Raw genomic sequence first — 16497 nt, forward strand, 5'->3', positions numbered from 1 at the left:
TCAGTTACTGCACCTATTCTGCAGCACAGTTAAATCCTCTTTTCAAAATAAAAAAAGAGGCTGAATCTTCAGCCTCTGGAAATACTTAAACCTATTTAAACAGCTCTAGTAAAACACGTTGTGCATTATGCGGCTTTTCACCTTCTTGTGGCTGTGCTCGCACCCAGGTTCCATCACCTTGCAATAACCAGGCTTGCTGGTTATCTTTCAGGTAATTAAAAAGACCCTGCTGATAGATACGTTTTTTCAAGCCTTCATCTTCTATCGGGAAACAGGCTTCGACCCGGTTAAACAGGTTACGATCCATCCAGTCGGCACTTGAACAGTAAATCCGTGCATTGCCATTATTGCTGAAATAATACACGCGGGTATGCTCCAGAAAACGCCCGACAATTGAACGTACCCGAATATTTTCAGACAGGCCCGGTAATCCCGGACGCAAACTGCAAATCGAACGGATAATCAGGTCAATCTGCACCCCGGCCTGAGAGGCCTCATAAAGTTTATTAATCAATTGCATTTCGGTCAGGGCATTGACTTTGACGATAATCTGCGCCGGCTTACCTGCCTGGGCAAAGGCAATTTCATTATCGATATAGTTCAGTAACTGGGCATGCAAGGTAAACGGCGCATGTAGCAGCTTTTTCAGCTTGGCCATTTTCCCCATACCGGTCAGTTCCTGGAAAATCCGATGCACATCTTCACACAGGTCTTTATCCGTAGTTAACAGACCATAGTCGGTATAGATTCGCGCATTGCCGGCATGATAGTTACCGGTACCCAGATGCACATAGCGCACCAGTTTATTATTTTCCCGGCGTACCACCAGAATCATCTTGGCATGGGTCTTGTAGCCCACAATACCATACACCACCACTGCACCAGCTTCCTGCAGTACATTGGCGACTTCAATATTGGATTCCTCATCGAAACGCGCGCGCAATTCAATCACTGCCGTGACTTCCTTGCCATTACGGGCAGCTTCAGCCAGGACCTGCACAATTTCAGAATCCGGTCCGCTACGATATAAGGTCTGTTTGATGGCCAACACTTGTGGATCACGTGCCGCTTCACGTAATAATGAAATGACCGGTGCAAAAGATTCAAACGGATGATGCAGCAAGATATCCTGTTTCTGCATTGCACTAAAAATATTTTCAGATTTTTTCAGTACTTTGGGAATAACCGGCGTATGCGAGTCATAGCGTAAATGTGGGCGCTTAAAATTAGACAGCAAACGTGCCAGATTGACCGGGCCAGCAACTTTATAAAGCTGATCCTCATCCAGATCAAATTCATTCAGCAGATATTCATAAATATGCTGTGGACAGTTTTCCGTTACTTCCAGACGCACCGCACGACCAAACCGGCGTGAACTGAGTTCACCTTTAAGTGCCTTGGCCAGATCTTCCACATCTTCATTCAAGGCCAGGTCAGCATTACGGGTAACACGGAACTGATAACAGCCTGTCGCTGTCATACCCGGAAACAGATCGGAGACATGCTCATGAATAATGGCAGACAGCATCACATGATGTTCTTTGCCATCGGTCAGTTCATCGGGCAAACGTACCACGCGTGGCAATGACCGCGGTGCAGGCACTACGGCCAGATCAATCTGACGACCAAAGGCATCTTTGCCTTCCAGCGTCACAATAAAGTTCAGTGATTTATTCACCAGCCGCGGGAATGGATGCGCAGGGTCCAGACTGATCGGCGTGAGAACCGGCGCCACCTGCTCCTGAAAATATTTTTTAACCCAGGCAGATTGTGCTGGAGTCAGCTCACCACGGCGCAGGAAACAAATATCTTCCTCACGCAGTTTTGGCAAAATTTCTTCATTTAAAATACGGTACTGACGTTCAATCGCGGCATGCGCAGTTTTAGAAATCTGCTCCATGACCTGCTTGGGTGTGAGACCATCCGGGCTGCGGCTTTCATTTCCCAGATCAAGCTGCTCTAAAACACCCGCAACGCGAATTTCAAAAAACTCGTCCAGATTACGCGAGAAAATCAACAGGAAATTCATGCGTTCGAGCAATGGATGTAAAGGATCGACAGCCTGTTCCAGAACGCGTAAATGAAAGTCCAGGATAGACAGTTCACGATTAATATAACGATCATTATATGTATATTCGGGCTGTACTGAAGTGCTGCTGGCTGCCGTATTCATATCAAACCTACGTGGATTTAAAATTGTGCTTATCGTTCCAAGTATGCTTCAATTTTATGACAATTTCATAAAAAAAGCCCAAATAATTGGGCTTTCTCTCTAAATAATATCTTAAGGTAATTCTGCATAACGCATATAACGCTTAATCATCCGCTTACGTGCATTTAAAGCAGACGAGTTACGATGATCCTGAAAATATTTCGGATTGGTGAGAATGGCAGCCAGAAAGATGGCCTGATCCTGGGTCAGGCTTTGCGCGGTTTTACCAAAATAATGTTTGGCCGCGGCTTCCACTCCATAGATGTTGTCCCCGAACTCGATCGAGTTCATATACACTTCCAAAATTCTCTGTTTGGACCACATGCGTTCCATCATCCAGGTGGCGACAGCTTCTTGTCCTTTACGTACAAAAGAGCGCTTATTGACGAGGAACAGGTTTTTCGCCAGTTGCTGGGAAATGGTGGAACCTCCTGCAACGACTCGGCCTTGATCTCGGTTTTTATTCAGCGCCTGTTGAATGCCCTCCCAGTCAAAACCATGGTGATGAATAAATTTTCCATCTTCCGCAGTGACAATTGCACGTTTCAGATTCAGGCTGATCTCGTCGTAGGGCCTCCACTGATGCTGAATCGGTTTGGAAGGTTCTGACCAGTAATCGATCCGCATCATCATGGTGGTGTTTACCGGATGGGTGCGCCACCAGGCCAGACTGGCAAAGATCCACAATTGAACCAGCAGGATCACACTGACGATGACGAGCATCGTGCGGATCAGAAAGGCTTTCATGTCAGTGCGTTACTCCTGAAAATTTAATTTTTCGTGTTAAGCTTATTCGAAATATACAATCACAGCAAAAAAATAGCATGTCTGAATACTCTCCCCCTGTCGCACATCGCAAACTTGAAATGCATCTCTGGTGGATTACCGCCATTTTAATCGGGATCAATGTGGGATTATTTGTTTGGCAAGTCATGCATGGCATGGACGTGACCCAACCGAGTACCCGAGATGCTATTCTCTGGGGTGCAGATTATGCACCTTTAACTTATATAGCGGAACCCATGCGCTTGTTTAGCAGCATGTTTTTTCATTTTGGCCTGATTCATCTGATGTTGAATATGTGGGCCTTGTATATTTTTGGTAGTGTGGCCGAACAGCTTTTTGGCCGGCTGTATTTTATCGGCTTATATCTCTGCGCTGGTCTGATGGGTAGTCTGCTCAGTGGTTATATAAATATTCAAAACAGCTATAGCCTGATTGAAGGTGGTGTCGCCAATCCAGATTTATTGCCTGCAGTCAGTGCCGGGGCATCTGGTGCTGTGATGGGACTTGGAGCTTCTCTCACGGTGTTGGCCTTATTGCCGATGCTACCCCAGCAACGCTTTATTCTGGATAAAAAAACCCTGGTAATGGTTCTGGGTCTAAACCTGGCACTGGGCTTTATGATCAGTGGAATCAACAATGCCGCCCATATAGGCGGCATGCTGATGGGTGCTTTGCTCACCCTGTTATGGTATATGGGTCAAAAAATGCAGCGTAGCCACCTGTTCAATCTGATAGCCTTGTGTATCGGTTTTGGCCTATGTGTCCTGCTTTATCAATATAACCTAGTCTTGCTTGAACCCATTCGTCCACTCTGGCAAGAAATACTGGAACTCATGCAGCAGCAGTTACAACTTTAAATCAAAACCATTTTAAAAGCCCAAGAGATGAATCTTACTGATTCATCTCGCGCAAGCTTTGTAAAGGTGGAATATCCGACAGATAACTTAGACGATAACGGCCAATTAACATACATAAAACGGTCATAAAAATCGGCAGGATAATCCAGATTTCCCAATGCGGCTGAATCATCAAATCCATTTTATAGCTGGCAATTGCACTGATGACTTCGGCAAACAGGCAGGAAACAATTCCGGCAAACAGCCCGATAAAACCAATTTCCAGACTCATCATGGTCTTCAGTTTCTGCTTGGAACTACCAAATGAACGTAGCAAAGCCACTTCACGTTTGCGTTCATCCATTAACAGGTTCAAACAGGCCATCAGCACCAGAAAACCGGAAATACTGACCAGTACCGCCAGAATCGTCACGATTTGCACCAGTACATTCACCAGGCGTTTGATCTCTTCCAGAATCAGGCTGACATCAATAAAAACCGTGTTGGAAAATTGCTGGATTACCGACACCAGTTTGCCTTTATCTGCCTCCGGCACATAAAAACTGCCCAGATAACTGCCTGCATTGGCATCCATGCTATTCGGGGCAAAAATAAAGAAAAAGTTCGGACTAAAACTTTCCCACTCGACGGTTCTTAGATTAACGACTTTAGCTTCCAGTATGCCTTCAGGCAGACTGAAACTGAGTTTATCTCCTATCTTAATGCCTAATTCTTCGGCCGTATTGGCCTCGACTGAAACTTCACCCGGCTGTTTTAATTCTGCCTTACCTTGAACAATGACATTATCCTGAGGATAGCGGTTTGACTGGGTCAGATTCAGCTCACGCTTTAAGGTATTGCTGCTTTTAAGCAGTTCATCGGCAAAAGGCTGATCATTTTTGGCGACCAGACGCCCACGAATATTCGGATAGAGGGGCGTGCTTTTCCAGCCATTCTGCTCCAGTTGAGCTTTCAGGGCTGGCATCTCAAAAGGCGGTAAACCGTAAACGAACTGGTTCGGTGTACCTTCCGGCAACTGTTGCTGCCAACGATCTAGCAGATCAGTACGTAATACTGCCAGTACCGTAATCAGGCTTAGACCCAAAGCTAACGCCGTAATCTGCAAGGCAGTCTGTGAAGGTGTTCTGACATACGATGATAGATTTAGCTTCATATTCCGCAGCAGCTTTAACACCACCCAGACCGTCACATACAGCACCACACATAACACAATAATCGCGCCAATCACCCAGGCGGTCAGCAGCAGGTTTTCAGTCAAAATCACACTAAAAATAATCAGGCTGAGCGTTCCGGTCAGCAGCATCCACAGCATAGACTGTACTGATTTTTCCTGCTGGCGAATCACCCGGATAGGTGGCGTATTTAGCAGTTGCAATAAGCTAGGCATCACAAAACCGAGCAGCACCACCGCACTGGTCAGCATCGCGACCGGCAATGGTCCAAGCAACATTGCAATGGCAGAAAATTCAATCTGCAAATTTGGAATCAGCTGCAACATTAACTGTAACAATCCATAACCCAGACCGATCCCGAGCACAGTACCGATCAGCATGGCAATCAGCAGCACTATCCCGAGTAAAGCCAGATAAGCTGACAGAATCTGCTGCTTGGTGGCACCGATACAACGCATCAAGGCAATATGATCCTGATTCTGCTGCACATAACGCTGTGCGGTTAAGGCTATGGCAATACCGCATAATAAAATGGTCAGAATATTCGCCAGTTGCAGGAATGTATCCAGATTGGCGATTGGCTTCATCAAACGGGTATTACCCTCACTGGCATTGCGCAACTTGAGACTGCTTTGCTCCTCAAACTCCTGCCCCTGTACTTCTGCTGGCGTTTCTGAGGTGTCGTTTGCTGACTTGTGCTGCTTGAATAAGGCTTCAAATTGTTGGGTATCGTCCGGACGGCCCGCCATGAGAAGGCGATATTCGATTCGGCTCCCCATCTGAATAGCATTGGTTCTTGCTACATCTGCTTGGGAAATAATCACCGTTGGCGAAAAGCCGGAAAATCCAAGTTCCTGATTGGAGTCCTGTTCAATCTTTGCAGTAACTTTAAACGCAGCATCAGCAATATGGAGCTGATCGCCCAGTTTGACCTTGAGTAGATCCATGGCCCGTTGACTGAGCCAGATTTCACCAGATTGAATTGAACGTTTGGCCGGTTGCACCCGCAGCTCACCACGCAAAGGAAAAGCCTGATCAATCGCTTTGACATTGACCATGACAAACTCTGCATCAGTATAGGCCATGCTGCTAAACACAATAACTTCTGACTGCTTCAGGTCCAGCTGTCTGGCCTGATCACGCCACTGCTCAGGCAAAGGTTCATTGTCTGAAAGTACCAGATCGGCAGCCAGCATTTCTGCTGCCTGCAAGGCGACTGCATTTTGAATCTGCTCATTGCTAAATTTAAGCGCAGTGGTCGCACTGATCGCCAGTGTTAAGGCAATAATCAGCAGATAAATCCCGGTCGTTTTAAAGCTTTGTGTCAGTAAAGGACGAAATAATGGATTCATTTCATCCCCCACTCGGATGTTCAATCAGCTCGCCATTCAACAGCTCAAAATGCCGCTGGCACTGCTGTGCCAGTTTGCGGTCATGCGTCACCAGCACCAAGGTCGTTCCCAGTTCCCGATTTAGTTGAAATAGCAGTTGTTCAATTTCTTTGGCAGTTTCGCCATCGAGGTTACCCGTGGGTTCATCGGCAAAAATGATTTTTGGTTCACTGACCAGTGCCCGGGCGATCGCCACACGCTGCTGCTCTCCCCCCGACAGCACTTTCGGGGTTTGCTGCGCCTGTCGATCCAGCCCTACTTTATGCAGTAGTGCCAAGGCTTTTTGCTCGGCTTCTGCATATTTAAAATCGGGTTGCAGGCGCAGGGGCAGCATCACATTTTCAAGTGCAGTCAGATGTGGCAACAGCTGAAAAGACTGAAATACAAAGCCGATATTTTTCAAACGCACCAGTGCACGCTGTTCTTCATCCAGACTTGACACCAATTCACCACAGACCATAAGCTGACCTGAACTGGCCTGATCCAGTGTTGCCAGAATACCCAGTAATGTGGATTTTCCGGAACCGGAACGACCCGTAATCGCTACCTGTTCCCCAGCCCGAATTTCTAGGTCAAGATTCTCAAAAATGGTGAGCTGTTTTTGTGAAAGTTGTATCTTTTGTGTCAATTTCTGGGCAGAAATAATAGCCTGTGGCATGATGGTCGAATCGTTGCTGCTTTGAATCATACGTGTCCTATATGAAAAATCTTAATCAGAAAACCCGGCTATTGCCTTACTTGTTTTTGCTCAGTCTGTGCCTGTTACCTCTTGGAGTTTCAGCAAAGACGATTATGATTTTAGGTGATAGTTTAAGTGCAGGATATGGTATCCAGCCTCAGCAAGGCTGGGTAAATTTGTTACAAAAGCGTTTAGAGCAACAGTATCCGAAACAGCATAAAGTGGTCAATGCAAGTGTCAGTGGCGAAACCACCAGCGGAGCGCTGGCCAGACTACCAAAATTACTACAAACACATCGTCCAGACCTTGTGGTGATTGAGTTAGGTGGCAATGATGGCTTGCGTGGACAACCGCCACAAATGATTCAAAAAAATTTAGCCAGCCTGATTCAGCAGAGCCAGAAAGCCAAAGCCAAGGTTATTATATTTGGTATGAAAATGCCGCCTAACTACGGTCAGGCATATAGCAAGGCCTTTGAAAATAATTATAAAGTGGTCAGTCAGCAATATAAGGTGAAATTATTGCCTTTCTTCCTGGAGGGTGTGGCCGGCAACAAAACCCTGATGCAAAAAGATTTGGTTCATCCGAATGCTAAAGCACAAACCATCCTGTTAAACAATGCTTATCCATACATTAAAGGCGCTTTATAAAGCGCCTTTAATGGATTCAAATCTTAAAATCTGACTTAGAAATCAAAGAATGTAACTTCACCTGTTTCAAGTGAATATTCTGCTCCCACGACCAGTAATTTACCTTTGGCAATCAGATTTTCCAGTACGGCTGAACCATGACGAAGCTGGTTCACTGAAGCAAATACATTCGATCGAATAGCATGTATGGACAGTTTGTCCAAATCATCTTTTAATTCAGTTTGCATCAGAATTTCAACTGATGGACGTACCCGGTTCACAATCGACATCAAATTTGCAGATGGCGGTGTTGCCGGATTGGTCAAAGCTTCAATTGTAGAATGAATTGCGCCACAATGCGTATGACCTAATACAATAACTACTGGACAGCCAAAGCTGTCTGCAGCGAACTCAACACTGCCGACTTGAGAGGGTGCCACAATATTGCCTGCTACCCGAATCACAAACAGATCACCCAGCCCCTGATCAAATACCATTTCTGCCGGGACACGCGAATCCGAACATCCTAAAACAATAGCAAATGGTTCCTGACTTTCTGCCATTTCAGCGCGTTGCTGATGCGATAATAATTTTAAATGCTGCGTTTCACCATTGACAAAGCGCTGGTTACCCTTTTTAAGACGATCTATAGCTTCCTGAGCTGTGAGCATTCTTTTTTACCATCGATGTTTTTAGTGGGAATATCTTACTGCTAGATTTTTTGAATGTCACTTGCAAAAAAATTACCCGTTTAAATTTTTTAGCTTTTTGATGATTTCTTGTTCTGTGTATTTTTCTGTGAAATTCATCACATTTCATTCAGGATTTTTCTGCCCAGACTATTCATTAACAGATGTACAATATTAAGGAATGTTTTAAAATAAGTTGAAAGATTACGATTTGATTCATCTATAAATTGCAAATCGATAACACGGAAGTATTTTGAGCATTTTGCTTAGTGGGTTTATTTTGGGGAATAGCCAATGAAGAAAATAATAAGATTGCGCTCGAAAATGATCTGTTCAACCCTGGTTGCCTTAAGCATGGCATTACCAGGCCTGACCCATGGTCAAAATCTGTTTGGCCAGAAAAGTGAAAAGTCTGCCCAAGTATTGCAGCAACATCTATTGCAGGAACGTAGCCTTGCCGGACTCAAGTCCAAGACCCTCAAAATTGGAGAGGTGACCTGGAGCTATAGCGAAGGCGGGTCCAAGAACAAACCGTCAATTCTACTGATTCATGGTCTGGCCGGCACCCGTGACAACTGGAATCGGGTGGCCCAGTTTCTGACACCTTATTATCATGTCATCATTCCTGACTTGCCGAGCAATGGCGATACCAAAGTACCAGACGATTTTGATGTTTCTGTGCCCAATGTTACCTCTCAACTGCGTTTGCTCCTTGAAACCTTAAATGTGGACGAAAATTTACACATTGCCGGCCACTCTCTGGGTGGATCGATTGCTACGGTGTATGCTTCACAATATCCTTTCGATACTCAGAGTCTATTTCTTATTAATAGTGCTGGTCTTTACAAAATGGGGAATACTCCCTACACCAAAGACCCACAAGCCTTAAAAGATCTGATCGTCAGCAAACCCGGCGATCTGCAGGATGTATCCAAAGAGCTGATGCAGAACCCGCCAGTAATTCCTTATCAGTTGCGGCATGCACAGGAAAAACTGCTGATTTCACGCGCTGAACAAACCAGCAAATCGATTGATCAGGTGGTGATGCTAAACCGGATTTATACGCCGGAAACCTTTGCCCGTCTGACCCGTACAGTTGAAGCACCCACCTTGATTTTATGGGGCAAACAGGATCGGATCATTAATGTTGAGGTGGTCAAAGAACTGCATGCCCTGCTGAAACGTGCCGAAAAACCGGTGATTTTGAATAATGTCGGGCATATGCCAATTCTGGAAGCAGAAAAACAGGTCGCACAACATTATTTGCCTTTTCTGGCCAAGACACAGACCCTAAAAAACCCGCTTGCTGATAAACTCATTCCTTTATATTAAGTTTCAGAGATGCTATGCAGAAACACCCGATGATTGAGCAGTTGATCGATGCTCAACTTGATTTTCTCGATCAGGCATTTTCTCAATCTGAAACGATTCAAAGCGAGTTTCATGCATTTTATTTGTGGTTGCGTAAACAGACACTAAAAGAGCTGTGGAGCTGTGAAGCAATCAATCAGCTTTTACAGAAACAGATTCTGGATACAGCTACCAGTAGCTTTCTGATTGAACAGATTGCCGAGCATATCCGTTTTGCACTGGTGCATCCGGCCAATGACACCACCACGATTGCCGATCTGATTCCAGTACTGACCGTCGATAAAATCGCCCAGTATGTGGCCAGCAAAAGTGGTCATCGTCAGCGTCTGATTAAAACCGTAGTCAATAATCCGGCATTTTCAGCCATGATTACGCAATTGATCCAGCACTCCATTCAGGATTATCTAGATAACTCCATGATTGCCAAAAGCGTGCCCGGGGTTTCCCGCTTTATGAAAATGGGTAAATCTGTACTGGAAAATGTCACCGACACCAACCTCGATAGCACCATTGCGCGTTATCTGCAAAAGAACATTCTGAAGCTCAGCCAGATGAGTGAGCATGTGCTGAACCAGCATTTTGACGATGAAAAACTCTATCATTTTCAGGCCAATCTCTGGCATAAAATCAAGGTCATGCCTGTATCTATCTTGAAGAAGTATATTGAGCTACAGGACCTGAATCAGACGGTCGGCTTAGGTCATGACATCTGGGATCACATACGCCGGACGGACTATCTGCAGCAGCAGTTACATGACGGAATTCATACCTGGTATGTCCGCAATCAGGAACATACTTTTGATCAGTTATTACGTGATCTGAATATTGATGAAGCTCTCATTCAGAATGAATTGCAGCAACTGCTCAGCCCGGTAATCCAGCAGATGGTTTCTCAAGGCCATTTACGTGAACGCGCACGAAAATGTCTGGAACAATTTTATTATCATGAAGATACTTTAAAAATCCTTAAAATTTAAATAAAAAAGCCGCTTTATAGCGGCTTTTTTATTTTCTTGTGTGCTTAGAATTTTGCATTCAGGCTGATACCGTAACGGCGGCCATCCAATAATTGATCCCCATCAATATCTTCAGCTTTTTCATCCAGTAGGTTATAGACGCCAAATTTACCGGTCAAATTCGGACTGAATTTATAGTTAAAGCCGACATCTACAAATTGGTAGCCTGGATTTGGCTGAGCCATAGAAGTACGGCTCAGGTATGCAGAGGTTTCAGAACGGTGGTGCAAGCGGCTCCATACATTTAATGCATCGTTTAGCTCATAATCGACACCAATATTAAACATGTGTTCTGGCATCTGGTTCAGTGGCTGGCCTTTAAAAGCACCCGATTTAAACTCTGAATCGGTATAGGTATAGTTTGCAGTCAATGTCGTGTAATCATTCAGACTGGCTTCTACCGTTGCTTCTACACCACGAATTTCCGCTTCATCTACATTAATCCGTTCACTAATAAAATAGAATGGAATATCCCCTTCGAAACATTTCCAATTCTGCCAGTTATTACGGTTTGTTGTGGTGCCATCAGTATCGGTTTCGCAGGCACGAACTTCCGTAATCCGGTCTTTATATTTAGTGATAAAGCCAGTCAGCGATGTATTGATATAATCATTTTTCCAGTTAAAACCTAATTCAGTCGATACACTTGATTCAGGTTTCAAGTCCGGATTGGCACGAATAATGCCACGGCCTGTTGGCAAGGGTGAACCGCCACCACCCGTGACGCTATAGAACCCTTCTGTGGCTGCACGAATATCAGGCTGTTTATAACCTGTGGCCACACCACCTTTTACTACAAAGTTATCATTTACCGCGTACACCCCATACAGTCGTGGCGATAAATGGCCACCATAGTTTTCATCATGGTCATAACGCAGGCCGGCGGTTAAATCGAAACGATCTGTCATGCTCCAGGTATCTTCAAGGAATGCAGCAGCAGACCATCGTGTTAACTCACTAAATTCAGGTGCATTAGGATTCCGGTTAGTGGCTTTATCGACCAGTTTTTCATCTTTAAGATATCCACCGAATGACAGCATGTGATCACCTAAGGCCCAGTTCCATTGACTGTTCGCTGTCCAGGTATCTAGGGTAATCCCTTTGGTGCCGAGTTCCGTATTGCCACGATCCGGATTTTTTGAGTTTTCATACTGGATATAAGATGAACTGTCCAAGTTATCGCTATAACGCCCATTATGGGTTACTGAATAAACATTACGGTAATTACGCGAGAACGAATCTGCAGCGCCTTGAATGGCTGCTACCGTTTTACCGACTGAAGTCGTGGATTCCTGCTGCACAAAATTGGCTTCAACCTGCACATCATGATCATCATTAATGGCATAGCTCAGACGTGAATTTAAGCTTTCACGTTCTGTGCCACGAAAACCGCCCACATAACGGTCTTCATTACGTTCCTGCTTATTGACTGACAGCTGCACGCCCAGCTTGTCTGCAATTAAAGGACCGGCAAGATATACAGAAGCATTTTTAATATCACCTGAACGGCTACTGTCCTGAATTGTGGTTCCTAATTCGACATGACCAGACCATTCATCAGACACTTTTTTGGTAATGATATTGACTACCCCGCCCATGGCATCCGTACCATACAGTGTAGAAGCTGGACCACGAATAATTTCAATACGTTCGATGGCGGCAAGCGGTGGCAGAATATTTTTCTCAAAACCGCCATCATCCCCGTTCGGGTTCACATCCTTGCCATATTGACGCTTACCATCGACCAGAAACAAGGTGTAGTTTGAACTCATGCCTCGAATACTGATGGTCTGTGCAGAACCTGCACCCGAAACCACGACCCCAGGCGTATTACGCAGCACATCAGTAATGTCATTATATTCACGTTTATCCAATTCTTCACGATCAATCACGGTAATGGAAGCAGGTGCTTTAGCCAAATCTTGCTCATAACCTGTTGCGGTCACCACAATCGTTTGCAGTTTAGTCGCTTCCGCTTGTGGAACAACAACTTCGACTGCAAATGCATTACCCGTCATGACTGAAGTTACAGCAAATGCCAAAGTGGTTTTTAAGAATCGCTTATTCATACCTTGCGCGCCCCAATATTTATGAAGAGATCATGTTTATTCGGTTGCGAAGTGTAACAGCTTTCCATTTAAATGCAATTGCTATTGATAATTATTATCACTAATATTCACTAAATTTTAAGCCAGATATAAAAAAACCTCGAAAGTTCGAGGTTTTTTTTAAATGCTATAAATGAACTGTTATATAGAACAGCTTATTTCATATACGCACCTTCAGATTGACTATGATCCGTTTCATCAACGACATTCATCAATTCAGGAATATGCTGTTTTAGTGTTGTTTCTACGCCCTGTTTCAAGGTGATATCAATCGCTGAACAACCCTGGCAACCACCACCAAATTTAAGTACAGCGGTTAAACCTTTTTCAGGATCTTCTTTGACTTCAACCAGTGCACAGTTACCGCCATGGCCTGCCAGACCCGGGTTAATTTCAGACTGCAAGACATAGGTAATGCGCTCTTCTACTGATGCATCTGGCCCCACGCGTGGCACTTTAGAGTTCGGCGCACGGAAGGTCAACTGACCACCAAAACGGTCTTTGTTGTAGTCAATTACGGCATCAAGTAAATACGGAATAGATGGCGAGTCGATAAAAGCAGGGAAATCAGGATATTCCTGCTTATAATCTGTCGGTACAACTTCATCAGGTGCACTATAGGCCATGCAACATTCAGCGCGAGGAGTACCCGGATGCTCTACAAAAACACGCACACCAATACCCGGGGTGTTCTGTTTATCCAGTAAATCCTTTAAATACTCTTGTGCTGTTGGTGTAATCAATAAGTTGGGAATTTCACCAACAACTGGAGTGCTGCTGTTCTCAGTCGACATAACAATAATTTCCTCAAGCTCAAGTGACCATTTTAACTGAAGATGCGGGGTAATTTTTAAAAATCAACTAAAATTGTCGGATTTATTATAAAAGTACAACTTTAGCTCAATTTTAATGGCATGATAATTAGCAAATAGGCACCATTAGAATCATTTATATGCTTGATTTACCTTTTAATCATACTGTTACCATTATTCTGATCACCTGTATTGTGTCATTTATTGCTTTCTCCAAAGAGACGGTAATGAACCGGCTGATTTTCTGGCCTCCGGCACTGCAACGTGGACAATATGACCGTTTTATTACGCACGGGTTTATTCATGCGGATGGAACCCATCTGCTGTTCAATATGATTACTCTGTTCTTTTTTGGCAGTGTAATTGAAAGCTTTTATCGTCAATATCTGTACGACCTGGGTTTCATCCTGTTCTATCTGGGCGCTCTGGTTGCTGCGATTTTGCCAAGTTACCTGAAGCATAAAAATGATGCGCGCTGGGCCAGTCTAGGCGCTTCCGGTGCAGTGTCGGCTGTGCTATTTGCCTATATTCTGTTTGAACCATGGAAACTGATTTTTGTATTCTTCATTCCAGTTCCTGCAATTATTTTTGCTGTGCTGTATGTGGCCTATAGCATCTGGTCAGGCAAAAAAGGCAATAGCAATATTAATCACAGTGCGCACTTATGGGGAGCAGCCTATGGTGTGATCATGACGATTATTCTGGAGCCACGCCTGATTCCGCACTTCCTGAATAAACTGATGCAGATTCCGTTTTAACGCGGATTTTTAAATCCTGAGACGGAATAGACTACCTGTAAGTTGGGCCTGAGTTTTTCAATAAAAATCGACAAGAGAGCTGCGGCTCTCTGGATCAGTTGAAACATCTCGTAATATATTAGAAAGCCATGATGTCACTTAATGCCAATCTTGAAGTGATTTTTGCAGCGATAATGTATACATCTGTATATTAATCACTGTCATTATCGAGATATTTTGCATGTCCATTACACCAGACGGTCTCCAATTTCCTTTTCAGTCTCCACAACAAAAACCCAGTAGCTCGAAAGCAGGGCGCGCAATTATCGCGGCAGCGCTAGCCAATGTCGCCCCTCACAGTTCTGCACAGGCACAATCAGAAAAAAACTGGCGCAAACTCTACACCGTACATTTTAAGCAGCTGGTCGAGCAGGGTCTGAGCTCTCCTGAAGCCAGCCTGAAAATTGCAGAGGATGGATTGGCACAGGCCCATCAGACGTTTGAGTTTTATCGTGACGGTCAAAAGCATTTACTGCAGGAGGTCTTCTCCCTGCCCACGGGTCAGTTACATACCTTCAAGCTGACAGGTCATAGTAAATCAGCACCAGAATGGTATGTGCCCTACCAGGGGCAAAAGCTGCAAGGTGATGCCTTACTGGAGCAGATTGAACGCTGGGAAACTCAAGGCATCATGGAAATCAGCCATGCCAATGCCCTACGTGAATGTGCCGTGCATCCTGAATGGTTTGACCTGTCAGATCGGACCACAGTGCTGTTTGGTGCCGCATCTGAAGCGGGGCCCTTGACCTGGCTGGCAAAATGGAAAGCCAATATTGTGGCGATTGATTTACCGAATAGCCGGGTCTGGGGCAAGATTATCGATACCGTCAGCCAAGGCAATGCCACCCTGTATGCACCTTGTACTGAAGACCTGCCTGCCGATACTTCACCGAACATCTTAAAAGAAAAACTGGGCGCAAATTTGCTCACCCAGATTCCTGAAATTGCCAAATGGCTATTACAGTTTGAGCAGGATCTGGATCTGGCTGCAATTGCCTATCTGGATGGTGAAAAGCATGTCCGTGTTTCCGTGGCGATGGATGCTATCATGCACTATGTTAGCCAGCAAAAAGCCAATACCAGCCTGATGTATATGTGTACGCCGACTGATGTGTATGCCGTTCCAGCTGAAGTGATCGAAGCCTCAAAAGAAAAATATGCAGAACGTTCCAAGGCACAGACCCTGATTTCTAAAAGTGTTGCGACATTAAGCCGTAAACACTTTTTCCAGAAAAATAGTCATGAGCTGATTCAGTCTGGCGATCAGGCATATGGCATTTGTGACTGTCTGGTGGTTGAACAAGGTCCAAACTATGCGCTGGCAAAACGTATTCAGCAATGGCGTGCAACCTTGGCGCGTGCTCAAGGTCAACGGGTCAGCATTAATATTGCACCTTCTACGACCACTCATTCTGTTACCAAAAATCCGCTATTAAAAGCCGCATTCAATGGCGCCAGCCTGTTTGATGTGGAAGCTTTCGCACCTGAAACTACCAATGCATTGATGGCAGCATTATGGATTCATGACCTTCGCAATCCGGAATCAGTGGCCAATCCTGAAGTGGAACTGAACCATCCGCTTGAGTTAATGATGCATGGTGCGAATCATGGTGGTTTGTGGCGAGTCGCTTATCTGGCGCGTACCGCACTGCCTTTTGCTGCGCTGTTTGGTTTTGCGACGGAGAAATTGCCAAAAGGATTATTGAGCAAGTTGAAGAAGTAATTTATTTCCTTCACTTTACCCTTTTCCTAGAGTCGATATTCTTTTTATTTAAAATTCTGCCCCTCACCCCAACCCTCTCCCCAAGGGAGAGGGAGTATCCATCATAAATTTTAGTAACTGTTAGATATCTGCCTCCAAGCTACTTTTCCATGAGGTAAAAGAGCAAGATTTAGCGTCAATGTTATTCCCAAGTAGAAATGTCCTACCTAATAACCAAATAGAAATGTCCTATATGGACATTTCCAAGTCAAGCAC

Annotated in this window: 13 protein-coding genes; 6 read left to right on the plus strand and 7 right to left on the minus strand. The window is 44.7% G+C overall.

Annotated elements, in window-relative coordinates; all coding sequences use genetic code 11:
• Positions 1-91: 91 nt before the first annotated feature.
• Entirely contained in the window at positions 92-2173 is a 2082-nt protein-coding gene (ppk1, locus tag VXP95_RS11105; RefSeq protein ID WP_144725197.1) for a polyphosphate kinase 1, read from the minus strand.
• Positions 2174-2284: 111 nt separating this feature from the next.
• Positions 2285-2959, minus strand: a complete 675-nt coding sequence (gene mtgA / locus VXP95_RS11110; RefSeq protein ID WP_064095671.1) for a monofunctional biosynthetic peptidoglycan transglycosylase — start codon at positions 2957-2959, stop codon at positions 2285-2287.
• Positions 2960-3036: 77 nt separating this feature from the next.
• Here mtgA and VXP95_RS11115 point away from each other — a divergent pair, with 77 nt between their 5' ends.
• The gene (locus tag VXP95_RS11115) at positions 3037-3855 is read left to right on the plus strand and encodes a rhomboid family intramembrane serine protease (RefSeq protein WP_416679855.1); all 819 of its coding nucleotides are present in this window, start codon (positions 3037-3039) and stop codon (positions 3853-3855) included.
• A 34-nt stretch (positions 3856-3889) separates the two neighbouring features.
• On the opposite strand, the gene VXP95_RS11120 is transcribed toward VXP95_RS11115, so the two are convergent.
• Together VXP95_RS11120 and VXP95_RS11125 are read right to left on the minus strand one after the other, a co-directional pair.
• Positions 3890-6379 carry an ABC transporter permease gene (locus VXP95_RS11120; protein ID WP_416712034.1) on the minus strand — a complete coding sequence of 830 codons (2490 nt, stop codon included), beginning with the start codon at positions 6377-6379 and terminating at the stop codon, positions 3890-3892.
• 1 nt (position 6380) lies between these two features.
• Positions 6381-7106 carry an ABC transporter ATP-binding protein gene (locus VXP95_RS11125; protein ID WP_191730437.1) on the minus strand — a complete coding sequence of 242 codons (726 nt, stop codon included), beginning with the start codon at positions 7104-7106 and terminating at the stop codon, positions 6381-6383.
• Between the two features lie 11 nt (positions 7107-7117).
• On the opposite strand from VXP95_RS11125, the gene VXP95_RS11130 reads away from it, so the two are divergent.
• Entirely contained in the window at positions 7118-7747 is a 630-nt protein-coding gene (locus VXP95_RS11130) for an arylesterase (RefSeq protein WP_416712035.1), read from the plus strand.
• 35 nt (positions 7748-7782) lie between these two features.
• Here the strand turns inward: VXP95_RS11130 and VXP95_RS11135 are convergent, their stop codons facing one another.
• Positions 7783-8397 carry a carbonic anhydrase gene (locus tag VXP95_RS11135; RefSeq protein ID WP_064095675.1) on the minus strand — a complete coding sequence of 205 codons (615 nt, stop codon included), beginning with the start codon at positions 8395-8397 and terminating at the stop codon, positions 7783-7785.
• Between the two features lie 312 nt (positions 8398-8709).
• Between VXP95_RS11135 and VXP95_RS11140 the strand changes: the two genes are divergently transcribed.
• Together VXP95_RS11140 and VXP95_RS11145 are read left to right on the plus strand one after the other, a co-directional pair.
• On the plus strand, positions 8710-9747 hold the full coding sequence (locus VXP95_RS11140) for an alpha/beta fold hydrolase (RefSeq protein WP_416705171.1): 1038 nt from the start codon (positions 8710-8712) through the stop codon (positions 9745-9747).
• A 14-nt stretch (positions 9748-9761) separates the two neighbouring features.
• On the plus strand, positions 9762-10763 hold the full coding sequence (locus VXP95_RS11145; protein ID WP_416712036.1) for a hypothetical protein: 1002 nt from the start codon (positions 9762-9764) through the stop codon (positions 10761-10763).
• Positions 10764-10807: 44 nt separating this feature from the next.
• Here VXP95_RS11145 and VXP95_RS11150 read toward each other — a convergent pair whose 3' ends face one another.
• Together VXP95_RS11150 and nfuA are read right to left on the minus strand one after the other, a co-directional pair.
• Positions 10808-12871 (minus strand): TonB-dependent receptor domain-containing protein, encoded by a 2064-nt coding sequence (locus VXP95_RS11150; protein WP_416712037.1) that lies wholly within the window; start codon positions 12869-12871, stop codon positions 10808-10810.
• Between the two features lie 194 nt (positions 12872-13065).
• Positions 13066-13704, minus strand: coding sequence for a Fe-S biogenesis protein NfuA (gene nfuA / locus VXP95_RS11155; protein WP_044111637.1), 639 nt, complete (start codon positions 13702-13704; stop codon positions 13066-13068).
• A 158-nt stretch (positions 13705-13862) separates the two neighbouring features.
• On the opposite strand from nfuA, the gene VXP95_RS11160 reads away from it, so the two are divergent.
• Together VXP95_RS11160 and VXP95_RS11165 are read left to right on the plus strand one after the other, a co-directional pair.
• Positions 13863-14480 carry a rhomboid family intramembrane serine protease gene (locus VXP95_RS11160; protein WP_064095679.1) on the plus strand — a complete coding sequence of 206 codons (618 nt, stop codon included), beginning with the start codon at positions 13863-13865 and terminating at the stop codon, positions 14478-14480.
• Positions 14481-14700: 220 nt separating this feature from the next.
• The gene (locus VXP95_RS11165; protein WP_416712038.1) at positions 14701-16242 is read left to right on the plus strand and encodes a hypothetical protein; all 1542 of its coding nucleotides are present in this window, start codon (positions 14701-14703) and stop codon (positions 16240-16242) included.
• Positions 16243-16497 lie beyond the last annotated feature (255 nt).

The organism is Acinetobacter sp. 226 (genome assembly GCF_048147925.1).
GTDB lineage: Bacteria > Pseudomonadota > Gammaproteobacteria > Pseudomonadales > Moraxellaceae > Acinetobacter > Acinetobacter pecorum.

Coding starts and splice junctions, on each gene's coding strand:
- VXP95_RS11145 (WP_416712036.1), top strand. CDS start 9,762: ATGCAGAAACACCCGATGATTGAGCAGTTGATCGATGCTCAACTTGAT.
- nfuA (WP_044111637.1), bottom strand. CDS start 13,704: ATGTCGACTGAGAACAGCAGCACTCCAGTTGTTGGTGAAATTCCCAAC.
- mtgA (WP_064095671.1), bottom strand. CDS start 2,959: ATGAAAGCCTTTCTGATCCGCACGATGCTCGTCATCGTCAGTGTGATC.
- ppk1 (WP_144725197.1), bottom strand. CDS start 2,173: ATGAATACGGCAGCCAGCAGCACTTCAGTACAGCCCGAATATACATAT.
- VXP95_RS11125 (WP_191730437.1), bottom strand. CDS start 7,106: ATGATTCAAAGCAGCAACGATTCGACCATCATGCCACAGGCTATTATT.
- VXP95_RS11150 (WP_416712037.1), bottom strand. CDS start 12,871: ATGAATAAGCGATTCTTAAAAACCACTTTGGCATTTGCTGTAACTTCA.
- VXP95_RS11165 (WP_416712038.1), top strand. CDS start 14,701: ATGTCCATTACACCAGACGGTCTCCAATTTCCTTTTCAGTCTCCACAA.
- VXP95_RS11160 (WP_064095679.1), top strand. CDS start 13,863: ATGCTTGATTTACCTTTTAATCATACTGTTACCATTATTCTGATCACC.
- VXP95_RS11140 (WP_416705171.1), top strand. CDS start 8,710: ATGAAGAAAATAATAAGATTGCGCTCGAAAATGATCTGTTCAACCCTG.
- VXP95_RS11120 (WP_416712034.1), bottom strand. CDS start 6,379: ATGAATCCATTATTTCGTCCTTTACTGACACAAAGCTTTAAAACGACC.
- VXP95_RS11115 (WP_416679855.1), top strand. CDS start 3,037: ATGTCTGAATACTCTCCCCCTGTCGCACATCGCAAACTTGAAATGCAT.
- VXP95_RS11135 (WP_064095675.1), bottom strand. CDS start 8,397: ATGCTCACAGCTCAGGAAGCTATAGATCGTCTTAAAAAGGGTAACCAG.
- VXP95_RS11130 (WP_416712035.1), top strand. CDS start 7,118: ATGAAAAATCTTAATCAGAAAACCCGGCTATTGCCTTACTTGTTTTTG.